The sequence below is a fragment of the Paenibacillus sp. 01T47 genome, from assembly GCF_056398245.1.
In genome coordinates this window covers 81,841-98,154 of sequence record NZ_JBFTPA010000009.1, presented here as the reverse complement: position 1 = coordinate 98,154, position 16,314 = coordinate 81,841, and the positions used below count along the sequence as shown (strand labels likewise).

General features: G+C 44.4%; 11 protein-coding genes. 5 read left to right on the top strand and 6 right to left on the bottom strand.

Annotated elements, in window-relative coordinates:
* Positions 1-1,272: 1,272 nt before the first annotated feature.
* Positions 1,273-2,349 carry a protein kinase family protein gene (locus tag AC1DOV_RS19005; RefSeq protein ID WP_477512166.1) on the top strand — a complete coding sequence of 359 codons (1,077 nt, stop codon included), beginning with the start codon at positions 1,273-1,275 and terminating at the stop codon, positions 2,347-2,349.
* A gap of 947 nt (positions 2,350-3,296) precedes the next feature.
* Here the strand turns inward: AC1DOV_RS19005 and AC1DOV_RS19000 are convergent.
* The 5 genes from AC1DOV_RS19000 to AC1DOV_RS18980 all read right to left on the bottom strand — a co-directional run bounded on the left by AC1DOV_RS19000 (position 3,297) and on the right by AC1DOV_RS18980 (position 8,391).
* Positions 3,297-4,499, bottom strand: a complete 1,203-nt coding sequence (locus tag AC1DOV_RS19000) for a trans-sulfuration enzyme family protein (protein ID WP_477550750.1) — start codon at positions 4,497-4,499, stop codon at positions 3,297-3,299.
* 7 nt (positions 4,500-4,506) lie between these two features.
* Entirely contained in the window at positions 4,507-5,334 is an 828-nt protein-coding gene (locus tag AC1DOV_RS18995) for a carbohydrate ABC transporter permease (RefSeq protein ID WP_076269999.1), read from the bottom strand.
* A gap of 1 nt (position 5,335) precedes the next feature.
* Positions 5,336-6,226, bottom strand: coding sequence for a carbohydrate ABC transporter permease (locus AC1DOV_RS18990; protein ID WP_339209580.1), 891 nt, complete (start codon positions 6,224-6,226; stop codon positions 5,336-5,338).
* A 60-nt stretch (positions 6,227-6,286) separates the two neighbouring features.
* Positions 6,287-7,615, bottom strand: coding sequence for an ABC transporter substrate-binding protein (locus AC1DOV_RS18985; protein ID WP_144376838.1), 1,329 nt, complete (start codon positions 7,613-7,615; stop codon positions 6,287-6,289).
* A gap of 95 nt (positions 7,616-7,710) precedes the next feature.
* Complete coding sequence (locus AC1DOV_RS18980) at positions 7,711-8,391, bottom strand: FadR/GntR family transcriptional regulator (RefSeq protein WP_441909769.1); 681 nt, start codon at positions 8,389-8,391, stop codon at positions 7,711-7,713.
* Positions 8,392-8,665: 274 nt separating this feature from the next.
* On the opposite strand from AC1DOV_RS18980, the gene AC1DOV_RS18975 reads away from it, so the two are divergent.
* Positions 8,666-9,460: a lipid II flippase Amj family protein gene (locus AC1DOV_RS18975; RefSeq protein WP_076270002.1), complete on the top strand. Its 795-nt coding sequence runs from the start codon at positions 8,666-8,668 to the stop codon at positions 9,458-9,460.
* Positions 9,461-9,495: 35 nt separating this feature from the next.
* Positions 9,496-10,212 (top strand): polyprenyl diphosphate synthase, encoded by a 717-nt coding sequence (gene uppS / locus AC1DOV_RS18970; protein ID WP_477550749.1) that lies wholly within the window; start codon positions 9,496-9,498, stop codon positions 10,210-10,212.
* A gap of 474 nt (positions 10,213-10,686) precedes the next feature.
* Here uppS and AC1DOV_RS18965 read toward each other — a convergent pair whose 3' ends face one another.
* On the bottom strand, positions 10,687-13,236 hold the full coding sequence (locus tag AC1DOV_RS18965) for an adenosylcobalamin-dependent ribonucleoside-diphosphate reductase (protein WP_477550748.1): 2,550 nt from the start codon (positions 13,234-13,236) through the stop codon (positions 10,687-10,689).
* Positions 13,237-13,513: 277 nt separating this feature from the next.
* Here AC1DOV_RS18965 and AC1DOV_RS18960 point away from each other — a divergent pair, with 277 nt between their 5' ends.
* Entirely contained in the window at positions 13,514-15,337 is a 1,824-nt protein-coding gene (locus tag AC1DOV_RS18960) for a DEAD/DEAH box helicase (protein ID WP_076270007.1), read from the top strand.
* Complete coding sequence (locus AC1DOV_RS18955) at positions 15,334-16,293, top strand: YqhG family protein (RefSeq protein WP_477550747.1); 960 nt, start codon at positions 15,334-15,336, stop codon at positions 16,291-16,293. Before AC1DOV_RS18960 ends, AC1DOV_RS18955 begins: the two co-directional genes overlap by 4 nt.
* Positions 16,294-16,314 lie beyond the last annotated feature (21 nt).

Sequence of the window (16,314 nt, the reverse complement as noted above, 5' to 3'; positions counted from 1 at the left end):
TGGACAGATGAATGTAAGACGTAATGGCTAGCATCTGCTCATTTTGCTTATTTTACGGACATAGGTTCCACTATTTGTGAATATTAGCTCATTATGCTCGTCGTATGGACATTGATCCCAATCTTCGAACATTTAACCTATTTTCGCTTATCATACGGACATTGGTTCCGCTATTTGTGAATATTAGCCCATTTTCATTTTGTGAGTTTTACGGACATAGGTTCCGCTATTCGCTATGAATCTGTGTAATTTCGGGGGTTTTATCGCAAATAACGGATCTCATGTCCGTTAAAATCTCAAAACCCCCTTTAATTGTTATTTAGCGGAACTGATGTCCGTTAGCACTGCTCAAAACCTTTGATCCTCGAAATTGCCGCTTCTATTCAAGTTCTTCCGATGCAAAATCCCGCTCTATGAACACTTCGCTGTATGTTACTTGTCTTATAGACACATTTCCACTCTTCAAACTCTTCATCTCACATTGCTCGTCTTACAGAGATTGGTGCTGATCTTCGAACTCTTCGCCTCATTTTGCTCGTCTTACGGACATAGGTTCCGCTATTTGTGAATATTAGCCCATTTTGCGAGTTTTACGGACTTAGGTTCCGCTATTTGCTATGAATCTGTGTAATTTCGAGGGTTTTATCGCAAATAACGGATCTCATGTCCGATAGCACTGCTCAAAACCTTGCAACCTCGAAATTGCCGCTTCTATTCAAGTTCTTCCGATGCAAAATCCCGCACGATAAACACTTCGCTGTATGTTATTTGTCTTACAGACACATTTCCACTCTTTGAACTCTTCATCTCACATTGCTCGTCTTACAGAGATTGGTGCCGATCTTCGACAATATTCCGTTCTATAAACAATTCGCGTATGTTACTTGGCTTACAGAGACAGGATCCGCACATTGAACACCTCTCCTCATTTTGTTCGGCATTCAGACATAGATTCCATACTCTGAACACTTCTTCTCATGTTGCTCGTCTTTAGGATAAAGATTCCGCTCTTTGTGTTAAAAGAAAATAAACCATTAGACCGAAAAATATAGTATTAGACTCGGAAAATATAGTTGTAGACTGGCGATAGTGTTAGACTAACTGGGAGATTTGCGCAACTTTCCAATATTGAACTGCGGATCGAGCGGATTATAAACGGCTTGGTGCCGGAGACGCATTTTCGGCTACGATGGGAACGTGTTATGCAGGATAATTGGTTAGTGGCCGGGAATTTATGGTGTAAGAAGGAAAAGAAAGGATAGTGATCTATCTATGAAAACTTCCCAAGAAGAACTCTATGTATCTCACGAAACTCGACTTACCCGTTATGCAGACGTGTCTACTGCCTTATCGTTGCTCAGCGATGAACAGCTTCGAGAACGAGTGGAAGATGCTAAGGTTCTTGGTACGGGCATAGGTGGTGCGACGGCGCTGTTGCAACTTGAAGACACATCCATATTCGTAAAAATTATACCGATTACGGAACTAGAAAGACGCAAAGAGAATATCATGTCCACTAGAAACGTGTTCGAGCTTCCTTCGTTTTTCCACTATGGCTTAGGTTCATCAGGTAGTGGCGTGTGGCGTGAGGTAGCCGCCCATGCCATGTCCACCAATTGGGTGCTAGCGAAACAGTGTGAGAGCTTTCCATTAATGTATCACTGGCGGTTGTTACCTGGTTTAAAGCGATCTTCGCCAATTGATGTTTCCCGTATGGTTGAGTTTTGGGGATCTGAGGCAGTGCAATGTCGTCTCGAGGCCATTGAGCAATCCGTGGACAGTGTTGTACTATTTTGTGAGTACATCCCCTATAACCTTCATGACTGGCTTATCGAACAGGTCAATATTGGTGAGGATACAACTACCTCAGCGTTTGCCATGGTGGATCTCAACCTGCGATCTGCTGTCTCATTTATGATTGCGAATGGGTTATTACATTTCGATGTTCACTTTAGGAACATTTTAACCGACGGATACCGTATTTATATTGCGGATTTCGGTCTTGCAACATCTTTTCGGTTTGAACTGTCCGACAGCGAATCCGAGTTTCTCAAATTGAACAAGGCTCATGATGGGTATTTTGTGGTAACAGAGCTAGTAAACTGGATTGCAAGAATTTTAGGCGGTGCGGCGAATCATATAGAAATTATAGAATTCATACGCCGATATGCTGAGGGCGAGATGCCTAGAGAGGTAATGGATTCAGCAGCGGCGATTATCAGGAGGTATGCTCCAATAGCCATGGTGATGAATGATTTCTATATGAATCTCGTTTCGGAGAGCAGAACAACGCCATTTCCAATCGAGGAACTTCAACGAATCTGTGCAACAACGGGGTTCGAGCCGTAATATCAAAGGGCTTTTGGGAATCACGCTAACGGGACACATTAGTTGAATGACTTCAGCGGCAGTCTAAAACTTTGTTTCTCAAGTCTTGGTCCGCCGCTGTTTCTTTTATAGCATCAGTCTAAAATTATTTTTCAAAAGCTGACGATTCATCCATTCAAAAACCGTATTAAATCCACGACTCCCTCCTAAACTATATTTTCATCGCACTATTTGAACACTTCAGCTCATATTGCTCAACTTTCGGATATAGTTCCCGCTTTTCGAACACTTCAACTCATTTAGCTCGTCATTCGGAAATGGATTCCGCTCTTTGAACACTTCGCCTCATTTTGCTCGTCTTACGGACATAGGTTCCGCTATTTGTGAATATTAGCCCATTTTGCGAGTTTTATGGACATAGGTTCCGCTAATTGCTATAAATCTGTGTAATTTCGGGGGTTTTATCGCAAATAACGGATCTCATGTCCGTTTCACACTTACAAACCCCCTTAAACCATAATTTAGCGGAACTGATGTCCGTTAGCACTGCTCAAAACCTCAAAAACTCGAAAACTCGAGACTGCTCCCCCTTGCTACGCTCTACTAATACAAAAAGACCACTTCCGAAGAAGTGGCCTTGAAGATGTTCGCATGATATTAGCATAATTTTCAAAGGATGTCCGAAAATCGTTAAAAAAGTGCTCGAGCAGCAGGTCGAGAAAGTTCAATCCACTAAAGCAATCGTATCCTTCAATGGTTCTCAGCAGCCTTCTTTTCCTATCCCAATATCCGCAAGTTGCTCCAATTACACTCGATAAGCTCTGCAAGGAACGAGGATTCTAAAGCTCCCAAGCTAGCAATCCGCCAAGCGTCCCCCGACAACCTGCACTTCAAAAAATAATACTGCTGCTCGCTATAGCTAATACGGTGAAAGAGCAGCTATTACTCCCGATGAGTCACTATTTGCCCTAGTAAGCTTTTACTAGCTTCCACGCTCTCTCCATATCATCAATCAGCGTATGCGGATCTTCCATTCCGATGTACAATCTGGCTACTGATGGGTTTGTTCCGTCCGGGTTTCTACGCTCTGGCGTTGTATTGACCGTAACGAGACTCTCATAACCGCCCCAGCTGACTGCAATCCGGAAATAATGCAGCGCATCAGCCCACTGCTTCATGACAACAACGGGAAGCTTGGATTCGAAAGAAAACAAGCTGCTGTATCCGTCCAGTTGTTTCTGTGCCAATTCATGCTGAGGGTGTGAACGAAGACCTGGATGGTTTACACGATTGACCATAGGGTGTTTCTCCAAATACTCCGCGATGATCATGCCGCTCTTCTGATGGCGCTCCATACGAAGCGGAAGCGTACGTAAACCACGAATCATTAACGACGCTGTATGAGCGGTCATGATTCCTCCTAGCAGCATATACCCTTTGTTCTCAATTTTACTAATTAGCGCAGCACTTCCAGTTACAACTCCGCCCAGACAATCACTATGTCCTGAGAAAAACTTGGTCATTGAATGCAGCACGAGATCAATGCCCATAGTCAGTGGCCTTTGGAAGCAAGGTGTTGCCCAGCTGCCATCTATCATTGTAATGATCCCTGTTTTTTTCGCCAGCTCAGCTATTCCTTCAAGATCCTGCAGCTGAAAAAGGCCTGATGTAGGGCTCTCCACGTATATAATTTTTGTATTTGGCTGTACTGCATCCTCGAAATCGGAGAGCAAACTGCCATCTACATAAGTGACTTCAACCTGATATCTCTCTGACATTTCGTTTAGAAACTCTCGTGTTGGCCCGTAAGCCTGATCAACACAGATGACATGATCGCCTGAACGAAGCAGCGCATGCAGCGTTCCTGCAATTGCAGCCATGCCCGATGCGAAGCAGCGCGACTGCTCACCGCCCTCCAATTCGGCGATTTTGCTTTCCAAATATTTTACCGTTGGATTGTTGCCGCGGGAATATACGTTGGCAGCTAATACATCCTGCATCGCATGATCGAAGGTTTCATGATTCTCGAAAGTAAATAAGCTATTTTGATAGATCGGTATGGTTACCGCACCGTAATGTTGTTTATCTACCTGATCGTGAGAGACTTTTGTATGCAGTTGATTATCCATTTCTTTTCTCTCCATCATGTCGTTTCCCTCTATCCATTCCATGAATTTATTATCCTTTTTCTGCTCCCTGTGTTAATCCCTCTACGATGAAACGCTGGGCAAAAGCGAACAATACGACGGTAGGAATGACTGATAGAACCGTTCCAGCCGACATTGCACCCCAATCGACATCAAATTTCATAACGAAGGAGTTCATAGCTACCGGCAACGTCTTTAATGCCTCGTCATCGATAAACATGACAGCCATAAACAGCTCATTCCAGTTTTGTACAAATGCAAAGATGAAGGTTGAAGCAATGCCCGGCAGCATGACCGGAATGATCACTCTTAACAACGCCGTCAGACGCGAACAACCATCAATCATGGCTGCCTCCTCTAAGCTGCTCGGAACGCGTTGGAAAAAGCCTCGAAGCATAATAGTTGAGAATGGAATAAGCATAACCGTGTAGCAGATAATTAATGACATCCTTGAATTAATCAAATCCAAGTCCGCCATCAATAAGTACAATGGAGCTAGTGCAATAAATCCCGGAAGCATTTGCGTAACGAAAAACGCCATCATAATCTGTTTATGCCCTCTAAACTGAAAGCGGGCCATGACATAAGCGCTTAGAGTCGCTATAAAAATAACGATAGCAGCAGCAAGGACGGCTACTAATAAGCTGTTGAAAATGTAAATATGGAATTTCGATATTTTAAAAATCTGGATATAGTTATCCAGCGTGAATTGCTTTGGCCAATATTGAAGCGGAAAAGAGAATATATCCTTTTGAGGCTTAAGTGAAGTAATGACGATCCAGTATAAAGGAAATACCATGATTACAAAATGCAACGCTAGATACAGCACCTTCAGACCTGTCAGTATGCGTGGCTTCATCTTAAAAATCACCCACCTTTTCCGACTTGGTCACAAACAAATAGAAAATCGTGTACAAGATTAGTATGCCGATCATCGTAACACCAATTGCCGATGCCATCCCGTAGTCCCCGCCGTAAATGATTTTATCCAGCATTAGTGAGGATAAAATATGGGTTGTTCCCGCAGGACCGCCGTTAGTCAAACCGTAAATAATCGTTGGGTCATTGAATATCCATATCGCTCTGAGCAAAGTCGTTGCGATAATCGTAGGAAGAATAAAAGGAAAGGTGACATTAACAAATTTGCGAATGCTCCCCGCTCCATCCATATCCGCTGCCTCATACAAATCAGCTGGCACCGATTGAAGTGCCGCAAGCAGCATGATTGCAAAAAACGCAATGCCGTACCATACATTGGCGATAATGACCGATGACATCGCCCAATCTGGATCAGAGAGAAAACCGATTCTAGTATCAATAAGACCGATGCGCATTAATAGATCATTAATAACGCCCATTTGGGAGTTGAACATCCATTTCCAAATCAAGCCGATTAAGAAACCAGACAAAGCCCAAGAGTAAAAGATAAACCCTTGATATACCCCTCTGCCTTTAAACGGTTTGCGTAAAATCAGTGCAAGTGATAGGCCAATCAAAAATTGAAACGTTAAGGAGAAAAACACCCAGTATGCGCTATTCGTCATTGCTTTCAGAAACTTAGCATCTTGGAATGCGGTTACAAAGTTCTGGAATCCGATGAATCGAACGTTCGTCAGATCGAACAGAACATAATTCTGAAACGCCATGACTACCCCTTGCAGGAATGGATAAAACGTAAATATGAGCAGCAACACCAAAGCTGGTAGCAAGCTGAGCAAAATATACGTTCGCTGCTTTCTCAATGCAATCACCGCCCTTGACTTAGAAAATGCGATGGGCGGCTGCTGAGCCACCCATCACTATTTTTCAGATTATTTGTTCATGTCCGCTTTCGCTTTCGCCCAATATTCATTCCACTTCGTTAACGTATCCTCAACTGAAGTTTGACCTAGCAGCATCGCCTGACCACTTTCCATAGCGACGGTACCCCATTGTCCATTAGCTGGATATTCGAATGGCGGTTTGAAATTGATGAACGTATCTGGTTTGTTCGTCATATCAAGCAAAGTTTTGTAAGGTCCTTTTTGGAAAAACTCATCCTCTGTAGCAGAAGAGTGGATCGGTACAGTACCATGACTTTTGGATAGCTGTGTATTCTCCTCAGGCGAGGATAGGAACGTAATTAATTTCCAAGCAGCTTCTTTGTTCGTCGAGTGGGAAGTGATACCCCAACCTGCTCCACCTGCAGAAATCATCGCTTTGCCTGATGGGCCAGTAGGCATTGGAGCCGTTGCCCAAGTGCCTTCTTGCATGTTCTCGCTCAATACTTGAATAACGTCTGGATCTTGCAAAAGGAATGCAGTTACACCAGAAGTAAATGCCTGTACCTGCTCTTGGAAGCCCCAGTTAATAGAATCCGGAGGTGATCCTTCTTTGTACAGCTTCACATATAGATCTAGTGCCGTTTTGGCTTCTGGAGAAGAGTAGATTGTTCCGCCATCTTTCAGGAACATCGCATCATCAACATTGATTTTGTCTGCGTCGTACGCTTGGATCAATGTATCAGGAACACCGTTCGCACCAGGACCGCCACGGAATGAGAAGCCATAACGGTTCTTCGCAGCGTCCGTCAGCTTAACAGATGCATTAACTAACTCTTCGTAGGTAACCGGAGCATTGATTCCCGCTTCCTTCAACCAATCTGCACGATAAAACAATTGGCGCTGATACAATCCGTTTGGTATGAAGTAGAGCTTATCCTTGACGGAAGCAACGGATTTAGCAACAGCCGTTACAGTGCCAAAGTCGCTCCATGAGCCTGTGTAATCGTTCAATGGCTCTACGTAGTTGTTATTTACGAACTCCGCAACGTTAAGATCGCGTACTTCCAAAACGTCTAGCGGTTGTTTGGCGGCCAACATCGTTCTGATTTTGTTATCAGCCTGATCAAACGGTGGAGAAATCAATTCAACCTTGATGTTCGTGTTCTGGGCCATGAATTTGTCGATGCTTGCTTTAATCAATGCTGTACGACTCGGGCTGGTCAAGCTTTCAATCATGCGAAGCGTAATTACTTTCTCTTTACTTCCGCTGTCAGGCTTTTTCCCATCATTTGAAGAACTGCAAGCTGTAGTGAGAGTAAAAACCATTACAGCCGTCAAAGCGGATAACATCCATGTTTTCATTGGTTTACCAAACATATGAATCCCCCTAGAGACATAGTGTCATACTATCTACCTGTATGATAGGTTAAATATAATGTAAGCACTTTCATCTTGTCAATAACAAATTTTAATTAATAATGACGTATCGTTTCCTCGATAATATCCATCATTTTGTTAAATTCAGCTAATGCATGCTGTACATCATGTTTGGCAATACCATCAAATAACGTACGATGGAACGGATACGTGTTATCAAATAATTCCTTGACGCCGAATGGGCCAGCAAAGAAACGTTTGATTAATTCAGAGATAGATTCATAGACGCTGTGAAGCAGCGGATTAGCGGCAGCATCATAAATATGCTGGTGAAACTTATAGTCAATTGCCGATGTATCCAGACCTCTGTTTTTGCACACATCATACTCTTCTAAACACAGTCTCATCTTCTCGATTTTTTCGTCGCTAATCCGTATAGCAGCAAGCTCTACAGCCTTTCCTTCCAAAGCTCTGCGCACGTCAAGAATATGAAGAAGAAACTTCTTCTCATTCTCAATTTTCACCTTTCCGCTATAGCGATAGGACTCAGAATCATTAACAAATATACCTTTTCCATTCACCACTTTAACAATATCGATAGCTTCAAGATACCTCAGTGCTTCGCGCAAAGAGGAACGTCCTACACCTAATAATTTAGTCAGTTCTTCGGCTGATGGAAGCTTGTCCCCCTCCTGCAAACCTTTAACCTCGATGTATTTTTGAATCTCTTCTGAGACCAACTCATGAACATTTTGTTTCTTAACTTTCTGAATCATTTCTATCATCCTTTTTACCTTTCAGATAGGTGAATCTTATTCGATTATATGTATTTTGTCAATAAAGCGCTCTCTTTTTGCAAGCATTGCTTACAAGCTGATAGAGTCTGAGTTTACCATTTTCACAACTAATATTTTGCTAGATGAGAGATGAGAACGCTCCTTCAAACATAAAATAAGAAAAACTTGCTTATTTACTTTCTATTTTTTAATTTCGGTATTTCCTATTTAATGATAGTAGAATCTTACCTCCATAAGGGAAAGAGGTGCTGCCATGCTTGAGCAGATTATTCTAGTTAGCAGCTTTACGTTTATTATTCATTTTGCAGAAACGATTACATACTCTCTTCGATTAGCTGGCGTGCGTATGGGAAAAATAGCAGTCGCTATATCACTAACTGGCATTATCCTGCTCGTATCGCGAACAGCCAACATGGTGCAAGCACCGCTTATGGGAAAGCTCATCGATTCCGCCAAAACTTCCATGGAGTATTCACTGATTGAGCAATTTCGAATCATAATCTTAAGTGCGTCACTCGGAACAATTGCTGCGATGCTAGCATTCCCAACCGCGGTCATGCTGGCTAGACGAGTCATTGCCCATTTGGAGGTAGCAGGCTCTATCCCAGGCTTGCTGAGAACGACGGTATCTATTGAGAAACTTAAAAACTCGCGCTCACATATCCGTCTACCAAAGCTGGGGATGCTGGCGCGATTAAGAATTGGCGGCATACCGAAACGATTGTTTTTACTCAACATTATCGTAACCGCGGTATATACGATTGGCGTGCTGGCCGCTTTACTCGCTTCTTCTATGACGACCGAGCATGCGATTTCCGCTTCTCAATCATCAGGGCTCATTAATGGGGTAGCAACGATACTGCTAGCACTTCTTATTGATCCTGAAATCGGCTTATTGACGGATAAAGTGCTAAAGGGAGAGAAAAAAAGCGCTGCGTTAACTAAAGTATTCGGTCTGCTTATGTTGTCCCGTGTGATGGGCACCGTGCTGGCACAATTACTGCTCGTACCGGCAGCAACCTTGATATTGTGGGTCGTATCTAGATAAAAAAAAGAATGTTAACTTGCTTGAGGAGGAAAGTCATGCTGTGGTCACATTTATTTTTCAAGCAGGAACGTTACAAATATTTTCCAAAACATATCGCGATCATTATGGACGGCAACGGGAGATGGGCAACTCGCAAAGGGCTGCCGCGAAACGTTGGACACTTTTACGGGATGAAAACGATGCAGAAAATCATAAAAAGATCGATTTCGCTAAAGCTTAGCTGCTTGACCTTATATGCATTTTCAACAGAGAACTGGAGAAGGCCGAAAGCCGAGGTTGATTATTTATTGGAGCTGCCTATCAAATATTTTCAGAATCAAACGATCGACGAATTAAATAAAAAAAATGTAAAAGTAACTTATATCGGCGACATTAGCTCGTTTCCTGCTCATACAGTGGATGTCATACAGCGAACCTGTGAAATAACGAAGAACAACACTGGCATGCTTCTAAATATGGCTCTTAATTACGGGGGGAGAACTGAAATCCTGCAAGCTGCAAAAAAGCTCATCGCAAGCGGAGCAGACCCGCTCACTTTCGATGAACAATTTGAGAAAGCGATCGCTACCTCCGATTATCCGCCAGTTGATTTAATCATTCGGACAAGCGGTGAAAAGAGGCTGAGCAACTTTCTACTATGGCAGGCAGCGTATGCTGAATTATGGTTTACGGATAAAAGCTGGCCGGATTTCAACTATGCCCTATTGAACGATGCGATACAAAATTATTCGAAAAGAAAAGAACGGGAATAATGAACCTGCAAAGACCAAACCCTTCACCTATACGAGGAGAATGGTCTTTTTTGTTTGAAAATCATGCTAGTTTTGTTTCGCTATTTCTACAAACTTGGCATTGAATTGCTGAGCAATCTCATCCAAATGTGGAGTCAAAACATTAGATTTTTGTTTTAAAATTGTAAGCTTATTCATTAACGCTGCGATTTCATAGGGGGATCCATCGATTAATCATTTGCATGAGCAGCTTTTTGTTCTTCGCCATTTTTTTGAATTGATTATCGCTTGTTATGCTAATTGCGTTCATCGCCAATACGGGGACGATATGACTTTTAAGCCATATCGTCGAACAATTGTGGACACTGCTGGAGCGTCATCATATCTTTCCAGAGCCAGCCTAACTCTTTTGCATTATTGGAAAGACTACACAAAATAAAAAAGAGAACCATGAGGTTCTCTTTTTTTGCTTGCCTAATTCATTTCTATACCCTATTAATTACACTTGCTAAAGCCGCACTGCGTACACTGCTTGCAGCCTTCTATATTAATAAGCGCTGCCGAGCCGCAAGAGGGGCACAAATCTACGGAAGTAGTGTCTACAGCAGCTTTGGAGATCGCCGGATAATCCGCAGACGCTGCTGCTTCTTCTCTTTGCACTATTTTCGCTGCCGTCTCCTGCTCCGTCCCATTCTCCATATGAATCTCAAGCGATTTTGCAACGGCATCCGCAATGGACTCCACTCGGTTGACTCCGAATCCAATTGCCCCCGATCCGCCGATCCCTTTCAAATGCTTGACGAGCAGCTTCACCTTGTTTCCATGATCACCATAACGCAGAAATAACGAACATACACGCCCTAATGCTTCAGCCATCGCAAACACATCCGAACCTGCCTTGCCTACGTTCAAGAAAATTTCTGCTGGTGTGCCATTCAGATCATTTATCGTAATATAAGCCATGCCAAATGGTGTGTTCACCTTATAGGTCGCACCCCGCAGCACCTGCGGTCTGCGTTTATACTGCTTATCCAGCTCCTGCTCAGGTTGCACGGCTGCTGGGACAACGGCTTCCACCAAATCCGCATCAAATGATGCTTCTGTTTTCTCTTCTTTTGAAGACGTTGAGAGAACTTGAACATCACGACTGCCATCTCGGTAAATCGTCACACCCTTGCAGCCGAGCTCAAAAGCAAGCTCATACAATCTTCCTGTTTCTTCCACTGTGAAATCTGCCGGGCAATTGGCTGTTTTGGAAATAGAGCTGTCCACCCAGCGTTGTATAGCCGCCTGTACCCGAATATGATCCTCAGCCGACAAACTCATCGAGGTTACGAAATAATCTGGAAGCTCCTCCCCCGGATGAGACGCCTTCCAAGACGCTGCAATCGGAACATCTTGTTTGTCAAAACCAAGACGACTTTGACGATAGTATTCGAATGCAAAATAAGGCTCGATTCCCGTAGACGTTCCGACCATTGTTCCTGTGCTGCCAGTCGGCGCTTGTGTAATGACCGTCACATTTCGCATGCCGTTCAAGGCCACATTGTCGCCAATCTCCGGAAATTCGGCTATCAATTGCTTCATAAATCCGCTTTGAACATATTTATCAGCTTCAAACGCTTGGAACGAACCTTTCTCAGCAGCGATTTCTGAAGACGCCAAATAAGACTCCCTAGCCATAAATCCATACAACTTATCTAGAAAAACCAATGACTCTGCGCTGCCGTATCGGATACGCAGCTTAATCATAAGCTCAGCTAGTCCCATCGTTCCGAGCCCAATACGCCGCTCAAGCTTTTGATTGCGCTCATTTTCTTCAAAATGATAGGGTGTTTTGTCGATGACATTATCAAGGAATCTTACAGACCAGCGTGTAACTTTAGCAAGTTCATCCCAAGCAACGTCATGCTTCTCTTCATCATAAAACTTCGATAGGTTTACAGCTGACAAGTTACAGACGCCCCAGCCCGGCAAGCCTTGTTCACCGCAAGGGTTCGTACTAATAATGGGATTGAAATACCAGCTGTTCGACATTTGATTATAATACTCCATAAAGACAACGCCAGGCTCGGCTGACTTCCATGCGGATTCAATAATCGCTTGCCATATTTTACGAGCGCGCACCGTTTTGTAGGGGATAACCTTTTTGCCAAGCTTGCGCCATGCATCCAGATCACCGGTCCATAGCTCGTTATATTCTATATCTTTGGTATCTGGAAATACGAGCTCCCATTCCAAATCTTCCTTTACAGCCCGCATAAAAGCGTTGCTGATACATACCGACAGATTGGCATTGGTCACTTGACCCATCGTTTGTTTGACCGTTATAAACTCTAATACGTCCGGGTGCCAATCATTTATCATAAGCATCAAGGCGCCTCGGCGGCTGCCGCCCTGCTCAATGAGTCCCGTTGCATAGCTGAACAGCCCGCCCCATGACACGGCACCGCTCGATGAACCGTTCACTCCTGCAACTATCGCTCTTCGAGGTCGCAGCGAAGATAAATTCATCCCAACGCCGCCGCCGCGCGCCATAATTTCAGTCATCTCCGTGAGCGTTGTCATGATGCCTCCGCGGCTATCCTTAGGCGAGGGAATGACATAACAATTAAATAGCGTCAGCTCTTCACTAGCTCCAGCCCCCGCTGCAATTCTCCCGCCCGGAACCAGCTTCCAATCATCTAATAAGTATCTGAATTTGTCCCGCCATTCCTTTTGTTTCTCTGATCCATCTTCAACGGATGCCATCGCATCTGCAAGACGATCCCACATTTCCTCAGGCGTTTTCTCAATCGTAAGCGTAAGTTTCTCTGTTGTAGACTCCACATGCTCGCCGTTTCTAAGCTTTACGGTAACCTTGCTGCCATCACGGGCGATAACTTCTCCGACTTCCTTGACAGGGAATTTCGGATCATCCTTCGTTAGAACAAGCACGATATCGCCGATCGCCGTTTTACTCGTATCTGCATTTTTCCACGCATATCGATCCAAAAAGATTTTTTCACTAAGGCCCTCAAGCCGATTTCCACCAGACATCTCCATCGCAGCTGCTTCCTCCCTCATACTAACGTGCTGAAGGCATAAGTAAGATCAGATATGCTTTTAGCACAATATATTGTGTCATAAAACCATTATACTATACTACATATTGATTTTCATGCTCGTTTGTGGCGAAATTTAGCAAACCTGTCCGCTTACATGCCCACTCTCGTTATATTGCTAGTCCATCCTCTTTTTTAAGCAGCATCTTATTAATATTAGATGAAAAGGCAATACTAATAACAACTTATCCCTTTTACTGCGGAAGGAGCTGTACTAGATGACATTTCAGACGACGCCGCAGGCTGCCTCAGGAGAAGCAGGCACTGCCTTTACTTCTCGCAAGCTTCATCCTTTAGTTGAGCTGCAGCATGACCGCTCTTGGTTTGAAGAACTGCAAAACCGTTTAACAAAAGGCGGCCCATGGGATGATTGGACGTTATATCAGCTCGCTATGGAAGCCGAGCAAGCGAAACGAATTGAAAGCTTCGAAGAATTGTTATGCTTGCGATCTCTTCCAGCCTTCGAGCCAATGGCACATCAAATCAGCACAGCGCGCAAAGTGGTGCATGAAATGGGCGGCCGTGCGATTTTGGCCGATGAGGTTGGACTTGGCAAAACGATCGAAGCAGGACTCGTGCTCAAAGAATATATTGTGCGCGGTTTAGCTAAGCGTATTCTTATTCTTGTCCCCGCTTCACTTGTGCTTCAATGGGTGCGTGAGCTTAATCAGAAATTCGGCATCTCTGCCGTAGCCCAGAAGAAGGAGCATACATGGGGATATGATGTAGTTGTCGCTTCTATCGATACCGCAAAACGTGATCCGCATCGCGAGATTGTGCTTGGAACAGATTATGACATCATCATCATCGATGAAGCACATAAGCTGAAAAACAAGAAAACGACGAACTATCAGTTTGCTAATCTTTTACGCAAAAAATATTGCTTGCTCCTTACGGCTACCCCTATCCAAAACGATATGGACGAGCTGTTCAATCTCATTACGCTGCTCAAGCCTGGTCAATTGGGCGGCCAAAGTGAATTTGCAGCAAACTTTGTTGTCGACAAGCGGCTTCCGAAAAATGAAGATCAGCTGCAGGAAGCACTCTCTGGCGTCATGATTCGGAATCGGCGCGGGGACGGCGGCATTCATTTCACGAAACGTTTTGTCAAAAATATACCGCTTACTCTCTCAGAAGAAGAGAAAGCGCTGTACGACGCGGTGACGGGCTTCGTTAAGGAACGGTATGAAGAAAGCGGCGGCGATTTATCGAGCATGCTCTCACTCGTTACCCTTCAGCGTGAAGTATGCAGCAGCCGCGATGCGGTTTTTCTAACGCTTGTAAATCTATTTAAGAAAACGTCCGAGGACTCCCCTATGCGTCCAAAAATATGGGAGCTCGTAGAGAAAATTCGTAATATCAAAGCTAATACCAAAGCAGAGAAAGCGATGGAGCTTGTCAAAGAGATGGATGACAAGGTTATCATTTTCACTGAATACAGGGCTACTCAGGAATATTTGCTGCAGTTTTTCCGTGCTCAAAATATGATTGCCGTCCCTTATCGCGGCGGTATGAACCGCGGCAAAAAGGATTGGATGATGGATTTATTCCGCGGGCGCGCGCAAATCCTCATCGCAACGGAAGCTGGCGGCGAAGGGATAAACCTGCAATTTTGCCACCACATGATTAATTTCGATCTGCCTTGGAATCCAATGAGAGTCGAACAACGCATTGGACGGGTGCATCGCCTTGGGCAAACGGAAGACGTAAAAATCTACAATCTGTGCACAATCGGTACCATTGAAGAGCATATCGTCAACCTATTGCATGAAAAAATAAACCTGTTCGAGCTTGTTATTGGCGAGCTTGATCATATTTTGGAGCGTTTTGAAAAAGGGGATGGCTCGCTGGAGCAGCGACTTGCTCGAATGCTGCTAGAATCGGGCAACGATACGGATTTAAAACAAAAAATTAATCATTTGGGCTCCTCCCTCAGCCGCATTCGTGAAGAGGTGCTGACAGGCGAAAACCCGCTGCCGACAAGTCCCGACCTGCTAGTGAATTTGGATACGCTTGGACAAACCGTGGAGGTGCAGCCTTGAACGAAAAACAGGTGCACAAATTTGTAAACCGCTATTTAGAAGCTACCGAATGCTCAATTTTAGAAAAATCACCAAGCCATTTCACGGTGAAGCTCTCTCCTCACGCCGACCGTGAACTTACGAATCGTCCCTACTACTGGAGCTTCGTCGATCGTGTCGACGCAGAACCAGAGACGATGACATTCTTGTTTGTAACGGACAAGAACAAATATGACGCTGCCGAGGAGCTCAAAAAAATTGAAGTCGTGAACGCCGAACAGGATGCTGCGCTGAACGCGCAAGATACAGCAGCGAATGCCGCTCTTGGGCGTTCGCTAGGCTTCATTCACGGCAGCTTAGCGGCACCCGTTCGCATTCCGCGTGAAGACTTGTTTTTTGGCGCACGCAAGCTCGAGCAAATATTTGATGCTGCAAAAGCTAAGGGCAGCTTCGTCCATTTGTTTCAGGAGTCAGACAAACGCTCGAACAATCCCTTTACCTCGACCCCTTACACCGCATGGCTGTCTGTCAATATGCGGGTAGAGTTCGCTTGTGATCGCAAGCGCGAAGAAATTCATAGTTACGGTGTCTCGCTCGCGACTGGCCAATGTGTGGAGCATTTCTACGATCGCTTGCTTACGCACAAGCTTACGCCTCGCCTGCCGGCAAATATTCATATCACCAAAAATGGCCTCTCCTTCAATAAAGCGCTTAGCATCATAGAGCAAACGTTGGAGCGCAAGCTTCGCAGCTATGATTACAGCTGGGCTGAGAGTGCATCAGCAAGGTTGAAGGAAGAGCTTGACCGAATTAACGGCTACTACGAGCCGCTTGTTAAGAATGCAATCGAAGAAAACAAACCAGCGATTGAGGAGCAATTCGCTCAGCGTCAATCCGAAATCAGATGGCAATATGAGCCTAGAGTGACTGCGTCCGCCATTAACTGCGGCATCTTTCATCTCGAGGGTATCGATTGACATGGATCTGACGTTATCCGC

Bases quoted from the DNA above. Each gene is read 5' to 3' on its own strand.
- AC1DOV_RS18965 (WP_477550748.1), bottom strand. From the start codon at position 13,236: ATGGAGATGTCTGGTGGAAATCGGCTTGAGGGCCTTAGTGAAAAAATC.
- AC1DOV_RS19005 (WP_477512166.1), top strand. From the start codon at position 1,273: ATGAAAACTTCCCAAGAAGAACTCTATGTATCTCACGAAACTCGACTT.
- uppS (WP_477550749.1), top strand. From the start codon at position 9,496: ATGCTGTGGTCACATTTATTTTTCAAGCAGGAACGTTACAAATATTTT.
- AC1DOV_RS18980 (WP_441909769.1), bottom strand. From the start codon at position 8,391: ATGATTCAGAAAGTTAAGAAACAAAATGTTCATGAGTTGGTCTCAGAA.
- AC1DOV_RS18975 (WP_076270002.1), top strand. From the start codon at position 8,666: ATGCTTGAGCAGATTATTCTAGTTAGCAGCTTTACGTTTATTATTCAT.
- AC1DOV_RS18960 (WP_076270007.1), top strand. From the start codon at position 13,514: ATGACATTTCAGACGACGCCGCAGGCTGCCTCAGGAGAAGCAGGCACT.
- AC1DOV_RS18985 (WP_144376838.1), bottom strand. From the start codon at position 7,615: ATGTTTGGTAAACCAATGAAAACATGGATGTTATCCGCTTTGACGGCT.
- AC1DOV_RS18995 (WP_076269999.1), bottom strand. From the start codon at position 5,334: ATGAAGCCACGCATACTGACAGGTCTGAAGGTGCTGTATCTAGCGTTG.
- AC1DOV_RS19000 (WP_477550750.1), bottom strand. From the start codon at position 4,499: ATGGAATGGATAGAGGGAAACGACATGATGGAGAGAAAAGAAATGGAT.